We start from the raw sequence: 24,576 nt of genomic DNA, 5'->3' as shown, positions 1-24,576 counted from the left end.
TTTTCTATAAATAATTCAACAGTAAAATTTCTGTTTTCGATTAATAAGATCTAAAATTATTTAAATCGAATTGCCTTAAGTGGTAAAATTCTGGCAACCAGCAATGAAGGAATAAGAAGTACCATTAAACTAATAAGCAAGGTGCCTGCATTCAGTAAAAGAATGTCCTTAATTTCTAGTTGCACCGGAACAAAACTCATATAGTAAGAAGACTGATCCAAGGTGAAAAAGTGGGTATAATATTGGAAAAGACCTAATCCGACACCCAGTACATTTCCACTGAACAAGCCAATTCCGATCAGGTAGGTGGCGTTGTACAGAAATATTTTACGGATATTCCAATTAGAACTTCCTAATGCTTTTAATATACCAATCATATTGGTACGTTCTAGGATCATAATCAATAAAGCAGATATCATATTAATAACCGCTACTAGCATCATCAGGACCAGGATTACTTGAGTATTCACATCTAATAAAGACAACCACTCAAAAATTGTAGGATAATATTCCTTTACCGTATAGGATTTGAGCTCAAGCCCAAGGTCTTCATACACCTTATTCTCAACAATATCCAAATCTTTAAAATCCTTAACTCCTAACTCATAACCACCAACCTGTGAAGGTTGCCAATTGTTAAGACTTCTGATCAATTCCAGATCCCCAATCACAAAGATTTTATCAACCTCTTCAACGCCAAGTTCATAGATGCCTGCAATTTCAAATTTTCTTTTTTTCAGCGAATTTTCAATAAAATACATCAGGAAGTCATCCCCTACTTTCAAATTTAGCCTATCGGCAGTATATTTAGAGATCAATATCTGGGACCGTGATTTAACAGAATCTGAAAAATCAATCACATTGCCTGCAACAAGTATCTTTTTAAAATATTCCCAGTTATACGATTGATCAAGCCCTTTAAATACAACCCCTTCGGCTTCATCACCCGCATTGATAATGCCTGGCTTTGTAGCAAATGGCTGTATAAATGAAATCCCTGATATTGTTCTAATTTTTTTGAACTCAGAATCTGAAATACTAAATGGAGTGTTTTCGTAAGAGGTATTCAGGTCAAGTTTAGCAATCTGAATATCTCCAGAAAAACCCCTAACTTTTTCTCTAATTTCAGATTTAAAGCCTTTGACGATAGCTACGGCCAAAATCATTACGGCAAGGCCAAGCATAATTCCAAGAATTGCGATACGCACAATTAGCTTTGAAAAAGTACGTTTAGAGTTAAACGTAATGCGCTTTGCGATGAAAAAAGGTAAATTCAATCCTGAAATGGTTTTTTTTGTACCTTAGCAAAGATGCATTTTTTTTAATTTCGTTTCAGAAACAATTAGCCATAAAGGTTCATTTTTACTTGATTTAATCCAACACTATCATGTTCCGTTTTAGATATTTATTTATAGCCGTAGTTACATTAATTGCCTTCAAATTATCAGCACAGCAGATACAAACAGGCAGAAATCCGGTTCCTGATCCTAGAAATATTAAAATTGAAAGCATTGACAAAGTTCGTGGCAAACTACGTACCGGAGCAGAACAAACAGAACTTTATCTTCCTTATCTGAAAGGAAAACGGATAGGAATGGTTGTTAATCCAACTTCTGTTATTGGAAGTACTACAGTTGTAGATAGTTTATTAGCTCTAGGTGTTAAAATAGTTAAAATATTTGGCCCTGAACATGGTTTTCGCGGCGATGCAAGTGCAGGAATTCACGTTGATGATAGCTTTGATGCAAAAACAGGCATACCGGCAATATCATTATATGGCAAACATAATAAACCAACCAAAGAAGATCTTGCAGATATAGATCTGATGATTTATGACATCCAAGATGTTGGGGTTAGGTTTTATACCTATATAAACACACTTCAACATGTCATGGAAGCTTGTGCAGACAATAATAAAGAGTTACTTATCCTGGATCGTCCAAACCCTAATGGTTTTTATGTTGATGGACCCATCCTGGATCCGAAATTGAAGTCAGGGATTGGAATAAACCCTATTCCTATTACACATGGGCTTACAATTGCTGAATATGCTCAGATGTTAAATGGCGAAGAGTGGCTTGCAAATAAGGTAAAGTGCAAAATTAAGGTGATCAAGAATGCCAATTATAATCATACTATGCCTTATATATTACCGGTTAAGCCATCACCTAATTTGAATACTGCACAGTCTATTTTATTGTATCCATCCCTTTGTTTATTTGAAGGAACTATTATCAGCCAAGGCCGCGGTACCTATTTTCCATTCACAATTCTGGGAAATCCTGACCTAAAAGGGAAGTATAAATTTTCGTTTGTTCCTAAAGGTATTAAAGGCATGAGCGAAACTCCCTTACATATGAATAAAGAATGCTATGGAATAGATCTACGCCAATACAACATCAATAAGATCCGAAAAGAAGGTAAAATTAATTTGAGCTGGTTAATCGAATTGTATAATGCATACCCATATAAAGATAAATTCTTTGACTTTAAGCAGAGTAATCAAATGGGCAATTTCGACAAACTTGCAGGCACATATGACCTGAAACAGCAAATCATTGCCGGAAAATCAGAACAAGAGATCCGCCAAAGCTGGGAACCTGGCTTATCAAAATATAAGTTAATGAGGAAAAAGTATTTACTGTATTAATAGGAAAGGGAGTAAGAAGTATGAGGTAGGAGGCAGGAAGTAAGAGGTAGGAAGTAAGAGGTAGGAGGTCTGAGGTCGGAAGCCGGAAGTATGAGGCAGGGAATAATCATATCTCAAATCTCATATCTCAAATCTCACATCTCAAATCTCAAATCTCAAATCTCACATCTCACATCTCATATCTCATACCTCACATCTCAATATGAAAATAGTATTCATGGGTACCCCCGATTTTGCTGTAGCATCTCTGAATGCGCTATTGGACGCAGGCTTTGACCTAGTTGGAGTCATAACAGCTCCAGATAAACCAGCAGGCAGGGGTCAAAAGATTAATGAGTCTGCAGTAAAGCAATTTGCAGTTGAAAAGGGACTAAAAATACTCCAGCCTGTAAAATTAAAGGATCCTGAATTCATCCAAGAATTACGATCATTACATGCAGACCTTCAGGTAGTGGTTGCCTTCAGAATGTTACCAGAAATTGTATGGAATATGCCTGCAAAGGGCACTATAAATCTTCATGGATCTCTTCTCCCGCAATATAGAGGTGCTGCCCCCATAAACTGGGCTATCATCAATGGTGAAAAAGAAAGCGGCGTAAGTACATTTTTCCTGAAGCAAGAGATTGATACTGGCGATATTTTATTTTCGGAGAAGGTAAATATCGAGGAAAAGGATACAGCTGCTGATCTGCATGATAAATTAATGATTATTGGTGCAAAACTCCTTGTAAAAACAGTAAAAGCAATTGAATTAAGTGATTATAAAGAAATTCCACAGGATATTAAAATAGGAGAGTCTTTAAAATCAGCTCCTAAAATTTTCAGGGAAGATTGCCAGATCAACTGGAATCAACCGGCTATGACCATATATAACCATATTAGGGGGCTCAGCCCCTATCCTGCTGCCTTTTGTCTTTTCCAAGGAAAAACATTGAAGATCTTTCAAGCCGAGGTAAACTATTCAAACCATGCATTAGAACCGGGAAGTTTTCAAACCGATCATAAAGCAACTCTTCAATTTGCCTGTGCCGATGGCTTTATTTCTATTCAAGAACTGCAATTGGAAGGTAAAAAGAAAATGAAAACCGATGAATTTTTAAGAGGTATACGCTTATAGTAGAATATTTAAAGCAGATTCAATTTTTCACTCAGAAATTTTGACATTTCATTAAAATATCGTTTGCTATTATATCCCATCACCCACTGAATACCTTTTGCTGCATTGGTAATAAATACCTCATCCGCTTCATTTAAAATATCCGGATTTACTTGTGCTTCAATTAGCTCTATCCCATTTTCTATTGCTAAACGCATAACTACCTGTCTCATCACACCCCCTATACAACCTTCATTTAAAGATGGAGTATATAACTTTTTGTCATATACCACAAATACATTACTACTGATTGACTCACATAAGAATCCATGTTGATTTAAGATCATTACTTCATCCAATTTATACTGGTTTTTAAAAATACCAGCAAGAACATAGATCAGAGAATTACAAGTTTTAAGATTAGAAAGTATATTAACCGATTTCGTCAATTCATCATATACGTCTATAATAAGACCTTTATTGTTGAATGTATACTGACTTTCATCCATACTTTGGCACTCCAGTACGTAGGCCATTTTATTTGACTCCGGACTATATAAACCACCTGAATCACGAAATACAGTTAGTCTGAATCTTGCATCAGGTCCAATTTTATTTCTTCGGGCAAGCTCTTCAACTTTTTCTCGTAAAAACCATGAATCTAAATGAAAGCTATTCTCTAATTTAAGAATTTTCATTCCCTTTAGTACCCTGTCAATATGAAGATCTGGAAATTTCAATTGACCATTCATATACCTCATCGATTCAAAAAGCCCATCGCCATACCTAAAACCACGGTTACTGACAGTAAATATCTGATGATCAGATGAAATAATACTTCCATTAAAATTAATGAACTGCTTAACCATTCTTATTCTTTTATATAATTACGCCATTTCTCTATTACTGAAGATATATCTTCCGGAAGTTCCGTTTCAAAATGGATAAACTTTCGTGTTGTTGGGTGTATAAACCCTAAAGATTTAGCATGCAAGGCCTGCCTTGGCAAGATTTCAAAACAGTTCTCAACAAACTGCCGATACTTATTGAATACGGTACCCTTTAAAATCTTATCGCCACCATAAGTGCTATCATTGAATAATGGATGACCGATATGCTTCATATGTGCTCTGATCTGATGTGTACGGCCTGTTTCAAGCTGACATTCAATTAAGGTAACGTAATTGAATCGTTCCAAAACCTTATAATGAGTGACAGACCACTTACCTTTAGTTTCATCATCATAAACAGCCATAACCTTACGATCTTTAACACTCCTACCAATATAACCAGTAACAGTACCATCATCCGCAAGATCGCCCCAAACCAGCGCTATATACTTTCTTGTGATTGAATGATCAAAGAATTGCTTGGCTAGAAATGTAATCGCCCATTCATTCTTACTGACTAGTAATAATCCTGAGGTATCTTTATCAATTCGATGAACCAATCCTGGTCTACCATCATTTCCTGGCATTTGAGGCAATTGCTGCGAATGAAAAACTAATGCATTAACCAAGGTTCCTGTATAATTATTAAAACCGGGATGCACAACCATTCCAGGTGCCTTATTGACCATGATCACATCATCATCTTCATAGATAATATCAATGGCAATATCTTCTGGATACACTTCTGTATCACGCGGAGGATGAGGCAAAACCATTGAAATTATATCCAGAGGTTTAACTTTATAGCTAGCCTTTACCACCTTATCGTTAACTAAAACGTTACCGGCATCTATTGCATTCTGGATACGATTGCGCGAGGTATTCTCTGTTCGGATAATCAAAAATTTATCGAGCCTTAATAATGATTGGCCCTTATCCACTACAATACGCAGGTGTTCATAAAGATCCTGTTCCTCTAAATCCTGATTCTCATCTGTCATACTACAAAATTAAACCTTTGTAAGGATTAATAAGAATAAAGAATAATTGAACCATTGAGATTTACATGATCTACATAAATCATCTATTTATCATGGCGATTGATTAAAAGAATTTACCTTTATTGTTAATATTCAAGAGATATACTTTAAACCTGCAAGATCATTAAAAATAGTAGTAAAACCAGGTCTTACTGTAATTGACCTCTAACTAAAAATTGAATGAGAAAAAACCAGTTTTTTAAAATCTTTATTGCCATTCTGATTATTTTTATTTCAGATTCAGCATTTTCACAAAGTGATGTGTCAGGCTTAATAAAATCAGGTCCTGCAGATGCAGCAAAATTAGCTCAAGCTTATTTAAAACCTCTTTTTAAAGGATTTGGAGTAGGATTAAACTCCGGATGGAACAATTCTGCGCACTCCAAGAATTTAATGCGTTTTGATCTACGCATAGGATTAACTGGAGCGGTTGTTCCGCCAATGGATGAAACTTTTGATGTAACAAAGATTGGATTATCTAATAATGTAAGACCAACAAATTTAACTCAAACCCTTACTCCTACCTTTGCTGGGGGAAATACATTAAATACACAATTAACTGTATATGATGGGGCTAATCAACCCATTGAATCATTCACCATGCCTAAAGGAACTGGCCTAAATATGATACCAGCCCCGCAATTACAAGGTTCAATTGGGCTTTCCCAAGGTATAGAGCTTTCTGTAAGAGCCATGCCAAAAACAAACATCGGAAGTACTATTGGATCAATTGGAATGTATGGCGCCGGATTAAAGGTTGAATTACTGCCGCTTATATCCGGCATGGCCGACAAAATATTCCCGGTTGATATTGCTATAGCTGCCGGCTATACCCAATTCAACTTTGAAGTTCCATTGGATGTTCCTGTTCCATCTGGCTCCCTATCTGCAGCTCCTAGCCAGGTGCAAGATTTTTCAAACCAGCGTATTGAAGCAAAATTTTCAGGAATCAATACAGAGGCAATCATCTCAAAAAGATTTTTGGTGTTCACTCCATTCTTAAGTTTAGGTTACAATACCGCTAAAACAGATGTCGGAGTAAAGGGGAATTACCCCATCGTTACCGGTGTAACTCCACTAGGTCAAAAAATATATACAAACTATACCAATCCCGTAAATATCAATCAAACTGATATCAACGGATTAAGAACAACTATCGGCTTCCAGCTAAATCTTGCTTTCTTCAGAATATATGGATCTTATAGCATGGCTGAATACAATTCATTTAATGGTGGTATTGGATTTGGGTTGGGAAAATAACATTAAGGGTAAATATCTAATCAGCCAAAGATTCCAGAAGTACAATGATTGAACTTGAAATTCACAGTCCGGTTGAAGAAATCAGAAACCCTTTATTTTTCAAAAAAGGGATACAGGTTTTTGTAAAACGAGATGATATGATCCATCCCTTTATTTCTGGGAATAAATGGCGCAAGCTAAAGTATTTATTAAGGGATGCGCATGCACTAAACAAGAAACATCTGGTTACATTCGGTGGTGCTTATTCCAATCATTTACTAGCAACTGCTTGTGCAGGTGCAAAATTTGGGTTTCAAACTACTGGCTTTGTTCGAGGCGAAGAAGTTCAAAACGAAACACTAACCTTATGTCGGCTATTTGGAATGCAGCTTATTTTTATTGACAGAGAGAACTACAGACATAAAAAAAGCTTGTTTGATGAGCATATTCAAGATCACACCCAAGCTTATTTTATTGATGAAGGTGGTGCCGGAGCGCTTGCAATAAAAGGCTGTGCAGAATTAATAAATGAATTACCCGAAGTATATGATCATATATTTTGTGCTGCCGGAACAGGAACTACCGCATCTGGTATTATAAAAGGGATAGTTGAACGTTCTATTCCAGCACTAATTCACGTAGTTCCGGTATTGAAGGGTGCAGAATTTCTTAAAACTGAATTAGAAGAAAGTACAGGCAATAATTCATTTGAGTTTCATGCTGGATATCATTTTGGAGGGTATGCCAAAACTGATGAAGAGCTTTTGGCTTTTATCAAAAATTTCTGCAACACATACGGCATATTAATTGAACCAGTATATACCGGAAAAATGTTTTTTTCACTAGTTGATCTAATTTCAAAAGATCATTTTAAGCGGGGTAGTAAAATTCTTGCAATTCACACTGGTGGCCTATCCGGAATTTCTGGAATGATCAACAGATTTAATTTCTAAACAAGCAATTTCAGGCAAAAATTTACTAGTTTGTACATAAGCCAACCACTTTAAAAAATTACCAAGAATTATTAGTTAGTCAAAAAATAGCTTTAAACAGTTTAAAGCTATTTTTTACTGAAAAAGAGAGAGAAAGGCCTGAATTTGGCCATATTGGGACTTTTTTTTACTTTTGAGTCTATCCAATTGACCATGTATAAACTATCAGTACCACCAGAAAAGGTTCAGGAATCTCTCAGTAAACATATACTTGCTGATGGTTATGATTTAACTTTTGACATGGAAAAAAGCAATGGAGTTTATATCTATGATTCCAGATATAAACGTATGCTTTTAGATTTTTTTACCTGCTTTGCCTCTGTTCCTTTAGGCTACAATCATCCCAAAATGATTCATGACGAAGAGTTTAAAAAAAATCTAATGCTTGCTGCCCTAACTAACCCATCTAATTCAGATATATATACCACTCAGTACGCACAGTTTGTTGAAACTTTTTCGCGGGTTGGGATTCCAGAATACCTTCCACATGCCTTTTTCATTGCTGGAGGAGGTCTTGCAATTGAAAATGCATTAAAGGTTGCCATGGATTGGAAAGTCCAGAAAAATTTTGAAAAAGGATATGTACTAGAGCGGGGTTTAAAAGTTCTACATTTTGAAAAAGCTTTTCATGGTCGTACCGGTTACACCTTAAGTTTAACCAATACAGTGGCCGAAAAAACGAAATGGTTTGCCAAATTTGACTGGCCAAGGGTAAGTATACCTGCCATTAAATTTCCATTCACCGATAATGGATATGAAGACCTAAAAAAGAGAGAAGCGCATTCATTAGCGCAAATTCATCAGGCATTTCAAGACAATAAGGATGACATTTGTGCCATTATTATTGAACCGATACAATCAGAAGGTGGTGATAATCATGTGCGCCAAGAATTTCTTGAGCAATTACGATGTATAGCAGATGAAAATGATTGCTTTTTAATTTACGATGAAGTTCAAACTGGTGTTGGCCTATCAGGTAAATTTTGGGCTCATGAGCATTTTGGCGAGCTTGCACGGCCAGATATAATTGCTTTTGGAAAAAAAATGCAGGTATGTGGAATACTTGTGGGCCCTAAAGTAGATGAAATACAAAACAATGTTTTTAAAGTACCATCACGGATCAACTCCACTTGGGGAGGAAGCCTTGTGGATATGGTTCGATCTACTCGCATACTTGAAATTATTGAAGAAGATAATTTATTAGCCAATGCTGGCATTTGCGGAAACTATCTGCAGGAAAGATTAGTTGAACTATCCAAAAAGAATGAAAAGGTTAGAAATGTAAGGGGCCGAGGATTAATTACAGCCTTTGACTTTCCGAGTAAAGAAATGCGCGATCAATTTATTACTAAAGGAATGGAGGAAAATGTTATGTTCTTGGGTTGTGGTGAAAAGACTATTCGTTTTAGGCCTGCCTTGATCATTGAAAAAAAACATATTGATACTGGAATTGACGTTATTGAGAAGATTATTCAAAGCCTGTAAAAAAGAATTTACCCAGAGTCCTAGTTTAATCCGATCTGGTTTTACAAAACTTACTTCAAATCCATTAAATCATCAATGCCAAGTAATTTTCTACTGGTAAAACCCTCGGCATGAATAGCATTGATTGACTTTCCTAATTCACGAGAACGTGCCTCTATTGATTTCAAAAAGTGAGGCGTAGAAATATAGGTTTCCTGATCATCACTCGATGCATTAAAAAACTGGGTTTTAAATGCATGGATACATTCCATTTTTTTATCCCAAAAATCGCTTACATCTACTAGGATATCTGGTTCAATATATCTATCCTGAATGTACTGCAGCATTAACCGGGGTCTATAAGCCATTTGAGATTCCTGATGCAGCTCTGTCTTAATTTTAGGAAGTCCTGAAAGAAAAACTGCATCATTTACTAGATCACTTGCTCTGCGATGGTCAGGATGACGGTCATGCAAGGCATTACATAAAACAATTTCAGGAGTATATTTACGAATCATCTGAATAATCTGAAGTTGATGTTCCTCATCATTTCGAAAAAAGCCATCCCTCATTTCAAGATTATGGCGCACATGCAAACCTAATATCTTAGTTGACTCTGCTGTTTCCTGGTCACGTGTTTCGGCTGTCCCACGGGTACCTAATTCACCTCTAGTTAGATCGATTATACCAACCTTTCTACCTCCAGCAATATGCTTTAAAATTGTTCCAGAACATCCTAATTCTGCATCATCAGGATGCACCGCAAATACGAGTATATCTAACTTCATAATGAGGTTGAATTCAGTAATTTATTAATCTTCTTTTTAATTCTAGAAGAGCTGGGCTTAGTAAATGGGTAAAAGAAATCCACAATCTCGCCTTCCTTGTTGATTAAATATTTATGAAAATTCCATCTTGGACTAGCGCCTACACTTCCATTAAGTTTTTTATCAGATAGAAATTTATACAATGGATGCGCATATTCACCTCTGACACGTATCTTATCAAAAACAGGAAAACTTACTCCGTAATTAACCTCGCAAAACGTGCTGATTGCGGCTCCCTCTAATGGCTCCTGTCCACCAAAATCATTTGAAGGAAAAGCAAGGATCTCAAAATCATCACCTTCATGATCCTTGTAAAGTTTTTCCAAATCTTTTAGTTGAGGAGTAAACCCGCATTCTGAAGCAGTATTTACAATTAACAATACTTTACCCTTGTAATCCAGCAAATTCGTTTCTGTACCGTTCAATCTCTGAACAGTGAACTGGTAAACTGATTTTTTATTCATAAATAGCTGTAAGAGTAATAGCCGGCGGCCTGTATGATAGCTTCTATATCCCTATCTTCTTGAGGATCGTAGGTATTTTTGAGGTTGTTGCCAAAAAATCTAGCAATAGACTGGTAAAAGAACGCAGTTATTCCACCTTTCATATCTTTCAGTAAATCATAACTACTTGCTCCCGTCTCTCTATCAATCAATTTAATCAAAATGCCACCTTGTGTAATCGTTAGATTCTTAATCTCCTTATTAAACATATTTTTTATTTCACCTTCAAAAGACTTTATTAAAACTCTTTTATCTTTTCTGGTTTTGGCATAATTTAACTGTACTTGCAGTTCTAAATATTTTCTCCGAGCATACATCGCATATGGCAACACTTTTAGAACATTGTATCTTAAGCGATTGAATTTGACTTTTTCTTCAGGCGACTTAAATAAGCGGGTATCAGTGATCGTAATTTCAGGAATAACAACCCAGGGAATCAATTCATTATCTATGTTAGTGGTGGAAACCCGTATAGTATCAGCCATGCCTTTGACGGTTGGATCGTTTTTATACTGAGCCAATGCCATTTTTGACATCAAAACCATTAAAAGTATTATAGATAGCTTCAAAAATTTCATAAATTTATACACTACAAAAATACAGCTAATATTTATAATTATTAATACCCAGATTTATAAATTGTAATCTAGTAAAAATGTTAACGTTTTTTAGAAATAGCTATTGTGTTAAAGGATGAAAGAACTTGTGATTGATATTGAAGCTGAAAAGAAAGAGATACTCAAGAGATATCGTGCCTTATTAAGAGCTTGTAAGCCTACTATGCAAAAAGGCGACAAGCGAATGATTCGAATTGCATTCGATATGGCTTTAGAAAGCCATCAGAATATGCGCAGAAAATCTGGTGAGCCTTATATCTACCATCCAATTGCTGTAGCACAAATCGCTGCACAGGAAATTGGTTTGGGCACTACATCTATCGTTTGTGCGCTATTGCATGATGTTGTGGAAGATACAGATATTGCACTTGATGATATTGAGCGCGAGTTTGGAAAAAAAGTTGCAAAAATCATTGATGGATTAACCAAAATATCAGGGGTATTTGATTACAACAGCTCATTACAAGCCGAGAATTTTAGAAAAATGCTGCTCACTCTTGCTGATGATGTACGAGTGATTTTAATCAAATTGGCCGATCGTCTGCATAATATGCGTACGATGGACTTTATGCCCAGAGATAAGCAACTAAAAATTTCATCAGAAACCGTGTATCTCTATGCTCCCTTAGCACACCGTTTGGGGCTTTATACCTTAAAATCGGAACTTGAAGATCTTGCCATGAAATACATGGAACCGGTAACTTATAAGTTCATTGCTCAGCAGCTTAATGAGAAAAAAGCGGAGAGAGAAAATTTCATCAAAGATTTTATTACTCCAATCAATGAAATTTTAAATGAGCAGGGTCTTGATGCTGACCTCTACGGAAGACCCAAGTCCATACATTCTATCTGGACAAAGATGCGGAAGAAAAATATACCTTTCGATGAGGTTTATGACCTTTTTGCGATCCGAATCATCTTAAATAGCAAACCTGAAAGTGAGAAATCAGATTGCTGGAAAGCATACTCAATAGTTACAGATCTATACCATCCAAATCCGGATCGTCTTCGCGACTGGATATCTTCGCCAAGGGCCAACGGATATGAATCACTGCATACAACAGTAATGGGTCCAAGAGGACAGTGGGTAGAAGTTCAGATCCGCACCAACCGAATGAATGAAATTGCAGAGAAAGGATTTGCTGCTCATTGGAAGTATAAAGAAGAACCTAATACAGACAGTGGACTTGATCAATGGATTCAAAAAGTACGCGAGCTTTTAAGCAACCCAGAAGCAAACGCACTTGATTTTTTGGATGACTTTAAAATGAACTTGTTTTCGGATGAGATTTTTATTTTCACACCAAAGGGTGCATTGATACAGCTTCCTATTGAAGCTACTGCGCTCGATTTTGCATTCGAGATACATACTGATATTGGTGCAAGCTGTATTGGAGCCAAGGTTAATCATAAACTGGTACCCTTATCACATAAACTTCAAAATGGTGACCAGGTAGAGATCATTACTTCTGGGAAGCAAAGTCCAAAAGAAGACTGGCTAAGTTTTGTGGTTACGGCCAAGGCAAAGTCTAAGATCAAATCGTCATTAAAAGAGGAAAAAAGGAAGATTGCTGAGCAAGGAAAAGAAATTCTTGAACGCAAACTAAAATCATTAAAAGTAACTTACAATACCGATAATCTGTATAAACTTTCTTATTATTTCAAGCTTCCATCTACTCTTGATCTTTTTTACACTGTTGCACAAGGTAAAATCGATATTAAACACCTAAAAGAGTTTGTAGCTTCTGAAAAAATTATTGAAAATAAGCCAGAAAAGATTGAAAATAGATATAATGAACAGCTAATCAAGAAAGTTAAAGGAGACGATAATGACACCTTATTAATCGGCGAAGATCTTCAGAAACTAGATTATAATCTTTCAAGCTGCTGCAATCCAATTCCAGGCGATGACGTATTTGGATTTGTAACTGTTGGCGATGGCATTAAAATACACCGAACTAACTGTCCAAATGCTGCCAAGCTCATGTCAAATTATGGGTATAGAATTGTAAAAGCTAAATGGAATTCACAAAAAGAATTAGCATTTTTAACCGGATTGCACATTACAGGTTTCGATGATGTTGGATTGATCAATAAAATTACAACAGTAATATCTAGTGATTTTAAAGTTAATATGCGATCAATAACTGTTGATACTGATGATGGAATTTTTGAAGGTTCAATCATGGTTTATGTAAACAATACCCAGCATTTAGACAACCTCATTAACAAGCTAAAGGAAGTGGTCGGGGTTACTTCAGTAACTCGTTTCGATTCAAATCCTGACGATTTGGTAAAGGCTTCCTAATTAAATACTGAATATTCTTATTTTTTGGATAAATTTGAATTCACTAAAACATACTATGTCCGGAAAAGACACTATTGCATTGGTAATTAAAATTTTTGAGGCCTATCTTGAAAATAAAAGCTTGCGAAAAACTCCGGAACGCTACGCAATCCTGGAAGAAATTTATTCTCGAAGCGACCATTTTGATGTGGAATCATTGTATATCCACATGAAAAATAAGAAATATCGGGTAAGTCGTGCTACTGTTTACAATACGCTTGAACTTTTGGTTTCATGTGATTTGGTTACCAAGCATCAGTTTGGTAAAAACATGGCACAATTCGAAAAATCTTATGGCTACAAGCAACATGATCATATTATCTGTCTTGATTGCGGCAAAGTAGTAGAATTTTGTGACCCTAGAATTCAACAGATTCAAAGTATGATGGGTGATATTCTAAAATTTGATATTAAACATCATTCTCTGAATTTATATGGTAATTGTTCTCGACTTAAAGAAGGCCATTGCGATTCATTTCTAACTAAAAATTAATATTAATATACCCATACCCCGCATTAAAATCATGACTGTTGACGTATTGTTAGGCCTCCAATGGGGCGATGAAGGAAAAGGAAAAATTGTTGATGTATTAAGTCCGGAATACGACTTAATTGCCCGTTTTCAGGGTGGGCCCAATGCAGGTCATACATTGGAGTTCGATAATCAGAAATATGTTCTGAACACTATTCCTTCTGGAATATTCAACGATAAGGCTATGAACCTGATCGGAAATGGGGTGGTGATTGATCCAATCATCTTAAAAAGAGAACTTGACAATCTGAAAAAAAACGGGTTTGATCCGGTTGCCAGAAAAAAGATGGTAATTGCCCGAAAAGCACACCTTATTTTGCCTACTCACCAATTGCTAGATGCAGCATCTGAAAGTAATATGGGTGCGGCAAAGATTGGCTCAACCTTAAAAGGTATCGGTCCAACTTATATGGATAAGACAGGCAGAAATGGCTTACGCGTAGGTGATACCATGCTAAAAGATTTCCGTGAGCGATATGATAGACTGGTAAATAAACACCGATCCATTTTATCACATTATGGTGAAATACCTGACTATACTGAAAAGGAAACTGCATTTTTTGAGGCAGTAGAATTATTGAAATCAATTCCTCAGGTGGATAGCGAGCATTTTGTAAATCAATATTTAAGAGACGGGAAAAAAGTACTTGCCGAAGGAGCTCAAGGCACTATGCTTGATATTGATTTTGGATCATACCCTTTTGTAACCTCATCTAACACTACTACCGCAGGTGCTTGTACAGGCCTTGGCGTTGCACCAAAAAACATTGGAAGTGTAATTGGAATATTCAAAGCATACTGTACTAGAGTGGGCAGCGGTCCATTCCCAACTGAGCTTGAAAATGAAACAGGCGAAGAACTCAGAAGAATTGGCCATGAATTTGGAGCAACTACAGGCAGACCACGCCGATGTGGATGGATTGACCTTCCTGCCTTGAAATATGCGATTATGCTTAACGGAGTAACGGAAATGGTCATGACCAAAGCTGATGTACTAAGCGGATTTGAAACCATTTACGCCTGCACCCATTATAAATATGATGGTGAAGTAATTGACTACATGCCCTATGATATCAATGCTGTAAAAGCAGAACCTATATTTGAGGCTATACCAGGTTGGGCAGAAGATATCACAGGAATTCGTGAGATCGATGCCATTCCAGAAAAGCTAAAGAATTACATCGACTATCTTGAAAAACATCTGGGTGTCCCGGTAAAATATCTTTCTGTAGGTCCTGATCGCGTACAAACTCTGACACTCTGCTAATAAAGACTGTTCAAAATTTTATAGGGCGGCCATTCTGAATTAATGCATCTATGTTAAAGGTTTTTACTACTGATAATCTGGAAACCTTTAAACTAAAGGGCTTATATTGGGCAAATTCTTTTTCTACAGCATGTTATTTTGATTCCAATCAGTATACTGATCCTTATTCAGCATTTGATGTTTTTATAGCAGCGGGAGTAAAAAAAGAATTGAATACTTCAGAAAAAGGATCATTTGATCAATTAAAAGATTTTTTAACTGAAAACCATGACTTTATTCCGGGTTATTTTGCCTATGACCTTAAAAATCATGCAGAAGAATTATATTCCCATAATCCAGATCATCTGGGGTTTCAAGATATATTCTTTTTCCTACCTCAACATTCCATTCAAATAAAGGGAAATCAGGTTCAGATCATTACTGATTCACCTGATAACCTTTGGAAAATTTTGAATGAGTATGAGATACCAAAATCAGGAAATCTTAGTGTAAAGCCTAAAATTCAAAGCCGCTTTAGCAGGGATGAATATATTAGTACAGTTAAGGAAATTCAGAAACATATACAAAGGGGTGATATTTATGAGCTTAACTTTTGCCAGGAATTTTATGCTGAAAACTATTGTATTAATCCTCTTGAGGTATTCATTCAACTTAATACTATTTCTCCTACCCCATTTGCAAACTATTTCAAAATAAATAATCACTTCATTATTTCAGCAACTCCAGAACGATTTCTTAGTCGGAGAGGAAATAAACTGATTAGTCAGCCAATAAAAGGTACCTCTTCGCGAAAATCGGATGCAATTCAGGATGAAGAGCAAAAAAAAATGCTTCTGAAGAACGAAAAAGAAAGGTCTGAAAATGTAATGATTGTGGATTTGGTTCGAAACGATCTAACTAAAAGTGCAAAAGCTGGTAGTGTAAAAGTAGAAGAACTTTTTGGCTTATATAGCTTTAAACAAGTTCATCAAATGATATCCACAGTGGTTTGCCAAGTAAAAGAAGACCTTCCAAATACCACAATAATTTCGAACACTTTTCCAATGGGATCAATGACCGGTGCTCCCAAGATAAGTGCGATGCAGCTTGCAGAAAAATACGAACGCAGCAAACGCGGAGTATATTCTGGAGCTCTAGGGTATTTTGCTCCCAATGGCGATTTCGACTTCAATGTAGTTATCCGTACTATTCTTTACAATGCAGATTCAAACTACCTGTCTTTTCATGCCGGAAGTGCAATCACATTAGATTCAGAACCTGAAAAGGAATACGATGAATGTTTATTAAAAGGGATGGCTATCCTTGAAGTCTTATCCCTGAATACGCCTTAATCAAATCCTGCAAGTGATAAAAAGAACAGGAAAAAACACAATAAATCTAACAGCCGTGCTGATCTAAGATAATCTTAGTGGGGTTCTGTTAAAAAATACAAGAGGATGTTATTCCTTTCTTTTGAACAGATCTACTTTAGATTCTTTCCCTTTTAATAGCCGTTCAATATTTTTTTGATGGGTTACTAAGATTAATACACAGATACACATTCCATAGAGTACAACTGAACGTATAGGAGATTGAAATATGAAAATAATACTTAAAGGGAAAGAAAATCCTGAAAGGAGTGAACTCAATGAAACATATTTAGAAATCAATAAAACTACAACAAAGGTAAGAACACAAATCAAAGCGGCCCCCGTGTGTACTGCTAATATCATCCCAAATAAAGTTGCTATTCCTTTTCCACCTCGAAAACCTGCAAAAACAGGAAATAAATGGCCCATAACTGCGGTAACACCAAGTGCAAGCTGGTAATTAACAAACTGAACTGAATCTTGCGGGCCTGTTACCGATAGTCCAATTAAATATGCCAGATTGGTTGCTGTATAGCCCTTTAATATATCCAGAACCATTACTGCGATACCTGCCTTTTTTCCTAAAACCCTGAAGGTATTGGTAGCTCCAGCATTTCCGCTACCATATTCCCTGACATCAATCCCATAGAATGCCTGTCCTATCCACACCGCCGTAGGTATAGAGCCAAAGAGGTATGCTAAAATTAAAGCCGAAATAGAGTAAATTGAAATCATTCAGGTACAATATTACTAATTCAATCAGGTGTAATGATTAAATTTTTATTTTTTTTAGGGATTTACTGCCTTTAAACTCATGTCAAGACTTCTTACCGAATGTGTCAAAGCACCCATAGAAACATAATCAACACCGCAATGTGCATAATCTAGAACATTTTCTTCTGTTATTCCTCCCGATGCCTCGGTAATATAAACCCCATTGATCTGTTCAATAGCTTCTCTGAGTGTCACAAAATCAAAATTATCAAGTAATATTCTATCAACTCCTCCTATTTCAATCACCTGGCTTAACTCAAAAAGGCTTCTAACTTCTATTTCAACTGGAATAGTGATTTGATTATTTGTTAAGTAATTTTGCGCCGATCTGATGGCATTGGTAATTCCGCCGGCATAATCAACATGATTATCCTTAATCAGAATCATATCATACAAACCAAATCTGTGATTAACTCCTCCCCCAATCTTCACAGACATTTTTTCAAGATAACGTAATCCTGGAGTTGTTTTTCGAGTATCAAGAACTTGTGTACCTGTACCTTCTAAAATCTTTACAATCCGATTAGTTTTGCTAGCAATACCGCTCATTCTTTGCATCGTGTTTAATACGAGGCGTTCTGCTTTTAAGATAGAATGGACACTTCCCGAAACATAAAAGGCTATATCGCCATAATTTACGGTCTGTCCATCATTAATTAAAACGTCAATACTGAGTGTTGAATCAATCGTTTTGAAAATTTTTAAAGCAACCGCGACACCCGCTAGTATACCTGAATCTTTAATAAGTAATTTAGCTTTCCCTAACTGCTGCGCAGGAATAGTTGAAAGTGATGTGTGATCCCCATCACCAATATCCTCAGCAATTGCATTAAGAATAAATGGTTCTAATATTTCTTTATCTAAATTCATTTAAATCAGCTGACCCCAAAAATAGAAATACTTATTAATAAATCTATTCTTTGTTGTGTTCAATCCTGATCACTTTAAAAAAGAAAAGCGCTAATTTCTTTGAGATAGATCTAGAAACAATTACTCTATACTATAAAAAATGCATTGTATTTTAAACACTGAGTGTATATTTGTATTGTGGAAATTAAAAAAGCAATTCTTCTTATTCTCGATGGCTGGGGCTATGGGAAACATGATAAATCTGATGCAGTAAATACTGCAAACACTCCTTTTTTCGATCAACTAATCAAAAATTATCCAAATTCTAAACTCGAGGCCTCTGGCCAAGCAGTTGGCTTGCCAACTGGGCAAATGGGTAATTCTGAAGTTGGCCACATGAATTTGGGTGCAGGCAGAGTGGTTTATCAGGAATTGGGAAGAATCAATAAAGCTGTAAAAGATAATGAGCTTGAAAATCATCCAGATTTAAAATCAGCATTTGATTATGCGAAGCGCGAAAATAAAAATGTACACTTTATTGGGCTATTGTCAAATGGAGGCGTGCACTCTCATATCGATCATTTGAAAGGCTTATGTGATTCCGCCAAAGCTAATCAAGTTAAAAATATATTCATTCATGCCTTTATGGATGGTCGTGATACTGATCCGAATTCAGGTCTACGATTTGTTATGGAACTAGAAGACCATTTGCAAGGCTCATCAGGTACAATTGCATCTGCAATTGGTCGTTATTTTGCCATGGATCGAGATAATCGCTGGGAACGTGTTAAATTAGCTTACGACCTAATGGTTCATGGTTCGGGAAATCCAAGCAATGATATTTCTGATAGTATCCAGCGTTCATATGAGCAAGGCGTAAGCGATGAATTTATCCAACCCATTGTAAAAATTGATAATGATGGTTTACCTATTGGAAAAATTGAAGAAGGAGATGTTGTAATTTGTTTCAATTTTCGCACAGATAGAGGCAGAGAAATTACGACAGTTTTAACTCAGCAGGAATTTCCCGAGTTTGAAATGAAACCATTGAATCTGTACTATGTCACCATGACTAGTTATGATGAAACCTTTAAAAATGTTCATGTCATATTTACGAAAGATGATCTGGATGATACCTTAGGCGCTGTACTTGAAAAAAATAATAAAAATCAGATCCGCATTGCAGAGACTGAAAAGTACCCTCATGTTACATTTTTCTTTTCGGGAGGAAGAGAAAAAGAGTTTAACAATGAAAAAAGAATACTTATCCCTTCACCAAAAGTTGCCACTTATGACCTTCAACCTGAAATGAGTGCCAAACAAATCGCTGATGCAATTTGTATAGAACTAAACAATGGATGGCCTGATTTTGTTTGTTTGAACTTTGCAAATCCTGATATGGTTGGACATACAGGCGTTTTTAATGCAGTGGTCACAGCTATTGAAACGGTAGACCAATGTCTGCAGAAAGTGGTTGAATGCGGAATAAAAAATGGGTATTCATTGATCATTCTGGCTGATCATGGCAATGCAGATTACATGATTAATTCAGATGGCTCTCCAAATACCGCACATACCACAAACTTAGTTCCATGTATACTTATAGATAAGGATTACAAGCATATTCAAGACGGAAAGCTGGGCGATGTTGCCCCAACAATCCTTAAACTCATGAATATTTCATCTCCTGAAATCATGACAGGTGACATACTGGTATCTTAATGAGGAACCGTTTAATTTTCTTGCTTTTTTTTATTCTGGCCTCCTGTAAACCAGCAGAAGAAAAGTTATTTATAACTCCTTTTGTGGACATTAAAGGCTTTTTCGAGTCTGAAGTAATTCGGTTAAACAAGAATAAGTCTGTTACTGATAAAACCATCACACAAAATGGGCTTTCAGAAACAAAAAAAGGAATTCAAATTAACTGGAAAAATGAGCTCAGCCTTTTTACAGGTTCTGATATCAATAAAGCTGCATGGCAGGATAGTTATAGGATCATAAAAGATAACAGCTCAATTACATATCTTGCTATTGACACTAATTTACGCACCAGAGAGATTCAGATCAAAATGGATTCAAATACTAAACCTCAACATATTTTGATCAAAAATAGCAGTAAAAACTACCTGTATGAGTCAACTGAAACACTGATATATATTCCTGACTCTGCCTATAGCATTGAAAAATATCAAAAAGTAATACTTTTAGGTAAAAATAAGTACCTAATTAGAGCTTTAATCAAAAAATAAGGCAAAAAAAGGTTTCTTCAATCAGATTAGATTATTTCGGGATCGCTTTTTGGTTTTTTATTAACAAAAAGATAGAAATAAAGGATTAGAAAAATTCCGGTTAGAAAAAATACAATTGAATAAGGCCTAAACGCATCATCAAAATAAAATTCTCCGATCATCCAAACGGTATTGGCTATTATCCAAAAACATACCGCCAAATTATGGTACAATTCGGCCAATAGCTTTCTAAACTTATAGGTGATGTAAAAAGCCAAGAAAAGAGTAGGAAATATCATTATAATTCCCAAAACACGAATATCCATCACCCAGAAGGTATCTTTAATAAGCCAGCAGGCAATGTGCAGATTTTCAAATTTTCTAATTGGGCTGATCATTGATTTGTTTGTATAGTCTAATATCTTTAATTATTCTTAAAAAAGAAAACCCGGACAAAGCCGGGCTTCAAAAAGAATTTCAGCGTAATTATTTCAAATTTTGCATATACGATTTTGCATCTGCTAATTGGGTTATAATATCTCGTCGGTCAGGAGTAATTGACAATACTTTTTCAAAATCTGAAATACATGACCTGAATGAGCTAATGGCTTTATTTTTATCGTAAAAATTTGGAATTTTCTGGCCTTTTAATACCCCGTAATCTCTATAGGCAACTGCTCTATTTTGATAAAGTTTAACATCTTCAGCATTCAATTCAATAGCACGAGAAAAATCTTTTATAGATAAAAGAAGTAATTTTTCACGATCTGTATTTGAAATACCTTTTGTGTCATTTGCCATGATATTCCTAGCTTTACCTCTGTAATAAAAAGCACTATTCTCAGCAGGCTTAAGTAAAATAACTCTGTTGAATGCATTGACAGCTAATTTATAGCTGGCAGAATGATAATATGAATATCCAAGCATATAGAGCGTATTTACATCTGAAGAATCTGTAGCAAGTGCCTTTTCAAGATTTGAAACAGCTGCTTTGAAATTTCCGTCAATAAGGGCTTTTTGCCCCATCTTATGGTAGGATGTTTGAGCGAATGCAAGATCCGCAGTTAAAAGCATTAGAAATAAACCTAAGAATAATCTCATTGGAATTGGGGGAAAATTATTTTGATTTAAGAACAACATATCGCATATATTATTTTAAATGTACAAATTTATAAAACAGAAGAAAAAAGAAATTGTTATTTGAAACAAACTTCAAACTTAGCTTTTTCACTAGGATAACAGAATTCATCTTGTCATTAATTAACGACAAAAGGAAACCTTAAGTATTTACTATCAATTACACGAGTAAAATTATCGGTAGAATTGTCGGTAAAAATAATTGAAACTGACTATTTAAAGCAAGAAATAGAATTGGCACATACCTTGCACTTTTAATATTAAAGCTATTTAAAAGCCTTCAAAAAAAATCAACTGTCATTATGACGTTATAAAGATATAGATGAGTAACTACGACAACTTTGACTTTAACCGTACTTTGCCCTTAATTAATGAAGATACTGAGTTCTTTCCTCTGATGTCTCAAGAGGATGAGGAGGAAATGAACAATGAACAAACACCCGACATTTTGTCGATTCTGCCTTTAAGAAATACCGTTTTATTCCCTGGTGTTGTTATTCCAATAACAGTTGGACGAGATAAATCTATCAAATTAATAAAAGATGCCTATCGTGGCGACAGAATTATTGGGGTTGTTTCTCAGCGTGATGTGGGTATTGAAGATCCAACTTTTGAGCAATTGAATCAAATTGGAACCGTAGCGCTTATCATCAAGATGTTACAAATGCCTGATGGGAATACAACTGTAATCATTCAGGGTAAACAGCGTTTCAAACTCAATGAAGAAGTCCAAAGCGATCCATACATCAAGTCAAGCATACAGAAATTTGAAGAAATTCGCCCAAAAACTGACAAAGAGTTTAAAGCACTTATGGCTTCAATTAAGGAGATGGCCATGGAAATCATACAACTTTCTCCTAATATTCCGAGCGAGGCTGGCATAGCAATAAAAAACATTGAAAGTTCATCGTTCCTGATCAACTTTATCTCTTCCAACATGAATGCAGATGTGGCATCGAAACAGCAAATGCTGGAGGTTGTTAACCTGCATGAGCGTGCAAAAATGGTTTTAGGCCATTTAACACAAGAGCTTCAAATGCAGGAGCTTAAAAATCAGATTCAATCAAAAGTTAGAGTTGATTTAGATAAACAGCAAAGAGATTATTTTCTAAATCAACAATTAAAAACTATTCAAGAGGAGTTGGGTGGAAACTCTCCCGATCTGGAAATAGAGAATTTAAGATTAAGAGCTACCCGAAAAAAATGGAGTAAAGACGCAGCTACTCATTTTAACAAGGAAATTGAAAAATTATCTAGAATGAATCCTGCAGCAGCTGATTATTCTATTCAAATCAATTATCTGGAGTTACTTCTGGATCTGCCATGGAATGATTTCACTAAAGATAATTTTGATTTAAAAAGAGCTGAAAAAGTACTTGAAAAAGATCATTACGGACTAGAAAAAGTAAAACAGCGGATCATTGAATATTTGGCAGTTTTAAAACTAAAACACAACATGAAGGCCCCAATACTTTGCCTTGTTGGCCCTCCAGGAGTTGGAAAAACATCGTTGGGAAAATCTGTTGCCAAAGCATTGGGGCGAAAATATGTAAGAATGGCTTTAGGTGGGATACGTGATGAAGCAGAAATCAGGGGGCATCGCAAAACCTATATTGGCGCCATGCCCGGAAGGATTATCCAGTCAATAAAAAAGGCAGGCACCTCAAACCCAGTATTTGTTCTTGATGAAATAGATAAGGTTGGGAATGATTTTAGAGGAGATCCATCCTCTGCCCTGCTTGAAGTGCTTGACCCTGAACAAAACAATGCATTTTACGATCATTATGTGGAGGTAGATTATGATCTGTCGAGCGTAATGTTTATTGCTACAGCAAATTCATTGAGCTCTATTCAACCCGCATTGTTAGACCGAATGGAGATTATCGAAGTAAGTGGTTATACTATTGAAGAGAAAATTGAAATTGCGAAACGACATTTACTGCCAAAGCAGCGTGAGCAGCATGGAATTAAATCTAAAGACATCTCTTTAAAAACAAATGCTATTGAGAAAGTCATCGAAGATTATACCCGTGAATCAGGTGTTAGAGGGCTTGAGAAAAAAATCGGATCGCTGGTTCGTGGTATTGCAACTAAAATTGCAATGGATGTAGAATACAATCCTTCTATTAGCAAGACAGATGTAGAAACTATTCTTGGCCCGCCAATATATGATAAAGACTTGTATGAAGGGAATGAGGTTGCAGGGGTAGTTACCGGACTAGCTTGGACGCAGGTAGGAGGAGATATTCTGTTTATTGAAGCTAGTTTAAGCCCAGGAAAAGGGAAATTATCACTTACGGGTAACCTTGGAGAGGTAATGAAAGAGTCTGCAACAATAGCCATGGCCTATTTACGTGCCAATGCCTCCAAATTCAATATAGATTTCCGCTTGTTTGATCAATGGGATGTACATGTACACGTTCCGGCAGGTGCAACACCAAAAGACGGGCCTTCGGCAGGAATTACCATGTTAACAGCTTTAACATCTGCATTTACCCAACGTAAAGTTAAACCTCACCTGGCTATGACCGGAGAGATCACACTTCGTGGTAAGGTATTGCCTGTGGGGGGAATTAAGGAAAAAATTCTAGCCGCCAAAAGAGCAAATATTAAGGATATAATTCTATCAAAATCCAATAGGAAAGATATTGTAGAGATTAAAGAGGATTATATTAAAGACCTATCTTTCCACTATGTTAGCGAGATGAAAGAAGTTATTGAGATTGCGCTAAGTAAAAGATGCAATTGATATCATAGTAAGAACCCCATTAATTG

22 protein-coding genes are annotated in these 24,576 nt (G+C 35.9%); 12 read left to right on the top strand and 10 right to left on the bottom strand.

Annotated elements, in window-relative coordinates; genetic code table 11:
- Positions 1-56: 56 nt before the first annotated feature.
- A complete protein-coding gene (locus ACIQZ6_RS01510) occupies positions 57-1,277 on the bottom strand; it encodes an ABC transporter permease (RefSeq protein WP_395807494.1) in 1,221 nt (406 codons plus the stop codon).
- A 110-nt stretch (positions 1,278-1,387) separates the two neighbouring features.
- Here ACIQZ6_RS01510 and ACIQZ6_RS01505 point away from each other — a divergent pair, with 110 nt between their 5' ends.
- Both ACIQZ6_RS01505 and fmt read left to right on the top strand, forming a co-directional pair.
- Complete coding sequence (locus tag ACIQZ6_RS01505) at positions 1,388-2,650, top strand: exo-beta-N-acetylmuramidase NamZ domain-containing protein (protein WP_395807492.1); 1,263 nt, start codon at positions 1,388-1,390, stop codon at positions 2,648-2,650.
- A 202-nt stretch (positions 2,651-2,852) separates the two neighbouring features.
- Positions 2,853-3,767, top strand: coding sequence for a methionyl-tRNA formyltransferase (fmt, locus tag ACIQZ6_RS01500; RefSeq protein WP_395807490.1), 915 nt, complete (start codon positions 2,853-2,855; stop codon positions 3,765-3,767).
- Positions 3,768-3,775: 8 nt separating this feature from the next.
- Here fmt and ACIQZ6_RS01495 read toward each other — a convergent pair whose 3' ends face one another.
- Positions 3,776-4,615: an aminotransferase class IV gene (locus ACIQZ6_RS01495; RefSeq protein ID WP_395807488.1), complete on the bottom strand. Its 840-nt coding sequence runs from the start codon at positions 4,613-4,615 to the stop codon at positions 3,776-3,778.
- 2 nt (positions 4,616-4,617) lie between these two features.
- Positions 4,618-5,637: an RluA family pseudouridine synthase gene (locus ACIQZ6_RS01490; RefSeq protein WP_395807486.1), complete on the bottom strand. Its 1,020-nt coding sequence runs from the start codon at positions 5,635-5,637 to the stop codon at positions 4,618-4,620.
- Positions 5,638-5,856: 219 nt separating this feature from the next.
- Between ACIQZ6_RS01490 and ACIQZ6_RS01485 the strand changes: the two genes are divergently transcribed.
- The 3 genes from ACIQZ6_RS01485 to lat all read left to right on the top strand — a co-directional run bounded on the left by ACIQZ6_RS01485 (position 5,857) and on the right by lat (position 9,392).
- Positions 5,857-6,936: a DUF6588 family protein gene (locus ACIQZ6_RS01485; RefSeq protein ID WP_395807484.1), complete on the top strand. Its 1,080-nt coding sequence runs from the start codon at positions 5,857-5,859 to the stop codon at positions 6,934-6,936.
- A 44-nt stretch (positions 6,937-6,980) separates the two neighbouring features.
- Positions 6,981-7,868, top strand: coding sequence for a 1-aminocyclopropane-1-carboxylate deaminase/D-cysteine desulfhydrase (locus tag ACIQZ6_RS01480; RefSeq protein ID WP_395807482.1), 888 nt, complete (start codon positions 6,981-6,983; stop codon positions 7,866-7,868).
- A 192-nt stretch (positions 7,869-8,060) separates the two neighbouring features.
- Entirely contained in the window at positions 8,061-9,392 is a 1,332-nt protein-coding gene (lat, locus tag ACIQZ6_RS01475; RefSeq protein ID WP_395807480.1) for an L-lysine 6-transaminase, read from the top strand.
- Between the two features lie 50 nt (positions 9,393-9,442).
- Here lat and bshB1 read toward each other — a convergent pair whose 3' ends face one another.
- Genes bshB1 through ACIQZ6_RS01460 form a run of 3 tightly spaced genes read right to left on the bottom strand, consistent with a single transcriptional unit; the run spans position 9,443 to position 11,279 of the window.
- Complete coding sequence (bshB1, locus tag ACIQZ6_RS01470; protein ID WP_395807478.1) at positions 9,443-10,159, bottom strand: bacillithiol biosynthesis deacetylase BshB1; 717 nt, start codon at positions 10,157-10,159, stop codon at positions 9,443-9,445.
- A complete protein-coding gene (locus ACIQZ6_RS01465; protein ID WP_395807476.1) occupies positions 10,156-10,662 on the bottom strand; it encodes a glutathione peroxidase in 507 nt (168 codons plus the stop codon). Before ACIQZ6_RS01465 ends, bshB1 begins: the two co-directional genes overlap by 4 nt.
- Entirely contained in the window at positions 10,659-11,279 is a 621-nt protein-coding gene (locus ACIQZ6_RS01460; RefSeq protein WP_395807474.1) for a DUF4294 domain-containing protein, read from the bottom strand. The genes ACIQZ6_RS01465 and ACIQZ6_RS01460 overlap by 4 nt, the downstream gene beginning before the upstream one ends.
- A 115-nt stretch (positions 11,280-11,394) precedes the next feature.
- On the opposite strand from ACIQZ6_RS01460, the gene ACIQZ6_RS01455 reads away from it, so the two are divergent.
- The 4 genes from ACIQZ6_RS01455 to ACIQZ6_RS01440 are packed head-to-tail and all read left to right on the top strand — an operon-like array spanning position 11,395 to position 16,795.
- Positions 11,395-13,626, top strand: coding sequence for a RelA/SpoT family protein (locus ACIQZ6_RS01455; RefSeq protein ID WP_395807472.1), 2,232 nt, complete (start codon positions 11,395-11,397; stop codon positions 13,624-13,626).
- Between the two features lie 55 nt (positions 13,627-13,681).
- Complete coding sequence (locus ACIQZ6_RS01450) at positions 13,682-14,158, top strand: Fur family transcriptional regulator (protein WP_395807470.1); 477 nt, start codon at positions 13,682-13,684, stop codon at positions 14,156-14,158.
- A gap of 31 nt (positions 14,159-14,189) precedes the next feature.
- The gene (locus ACIQZ6_RS01445; RefSeq protein ID WP_395807468.1) at positions 14,190-15,464 is read left to right on the top strand and encodes an adenylosuccinate synthase; all 1,275 of its coding nucleotides are present in this window, start codon (positions 14,190-14,192) and stop codon (positions 15,462-15,464) included.
- A gap of 50 nt (positions 15,465-15,514) precedes the next feature.
- Positions 15,515-16,795 carry an anthranilate synthase component I family protein gene (locus ACIQZ6_RS01440; RefSeq protein ID WP_395807466.1) on the top strand — a complete coding sequence of 427 codons (1,281 nt, stop codon included), beginning with the start codon at positions 15,515-15,517 and terminating at the stop codon, positions 16,793-16,795.
- Positions 16,796-16,903: 108 nt separating this feature from the next.
- Here the strand turns inward: ACIQZ6_RS01440 and plsY are convergent, their stop codons facing one another.
- Together plsY and nadC are read right to left on the bottom strand one after the other, a co-directional pair.
- Complete coding sequence (plsY, locus tag ACIQZ6_RS01435) at positions 16,904-17,548, bottom strand: glycerol-3-phosphate 1-O-acyltransferase PlsY (RefSeq protein WP_395807464.1); 645 nt, start codon at positions 17,546-17,548, stop codon at positions 16,904-16,906.
- Positions 17,549-17,602: 54 nt separating this feature from the next.
- A complete protein-coding gene (gene nadC, locus ACIQZ6_RS01430) occupies positions 17,603-18,457 on the bottom strand; it encodes a carboxylating nicotinate-nucleotide diphosphorylase (RefSeq protein WP_395807462.1) in 855 nt (284 codons plus the stop codon).
- Between the two features lie 177 nt (positions 18,458-18,634).
- Between nadC and gpmI the strand changes: the two genes are divergently transcribed.
- Both gpmI and ACIQZ6_RS01420 read left to right on the top strand, forming a co-directional pair.
- A complete protein-coding gene (gene gpmI / locus ACIQZ6_RS01425; protein WP_395807460.1) occupies positions 18,635-20,158 on the top strand; it encodes a 2,3-bisphosphoglycerate-independent phosphoglycerate mutase in 1,524 nt (507 codons plus the stop codon).
- A complete protein-coding gene (locus ACIQZ6_RS01420) occupies positions 20,158-20,685 on the top strand; it encodes a hypothetical protein (RefSeq protein WP_395807458.1) in 528 nt (175 codons plus the stop codon). The genes gpmI and ACIQZ6_RS01420 overlap by 1 nt, the downstream gene beginning before the upstream one ends.
- A 26-nt stretch (positions 20,686-20,711) precedes the next feature.
- On the opposite strand, the gene ACIQZ6_RS01415 is transcribed toward ACIQZ6_RS01420, so the two are convergent.
- Together ACIQZ6_RS01415 and ACIQZ6_RS01410 are read right to left on the bottom strand one after the other, a co-directional pair.
- Complete coding sequence (locus ACIQZ6_RS01415; RefSeq protein WP_395807456.1) at positions 20,712-21,062, bottom strand: hypothetical protein; 351 nt, start codon at positions 21,060-21,062, stop codon at positions 20,712-20,714.
- Positions 21,063-21,150: 88 nt separating this feature from the next.
- Entirely contained in the window at positions 21,151-21,765 is a 615-nt protein-coding gene (locus ACIQZ6_RS01410) for a tetratricopeptide repeat protein (protein WP_395807454.1), read from the bottom strand.
- 358 nt (positions 21,766-22,123) lie between these two features.
- Between ACIQZ6_RS01410 and lon the strand changes: the two genes are divergently transcribed.
- Complete coding sequence (gene lon / locus ACIQZ6_RS01405) at positions 22,124-24,550, top strand: endopeptidase La (protein WP_395807452.1); 2,427 nt, start codon at positions 22,124-22,126, stop codon at positions 24,548-24,550.
- Positions 24,551-24,576 lie beyond the last annotated feature (26 nt).

Source organism: Daejeonella sp. (genome assembly GCF_044348475.1).
GTDB lineage: Bacteria > Bacteroidota > Bacteroidia > Sphingobacteriales > Sphingobacteriaceae > Daejeonella.
This window is presented reverse-complemented; position numbering and strand designations above follow the sequence as displayed.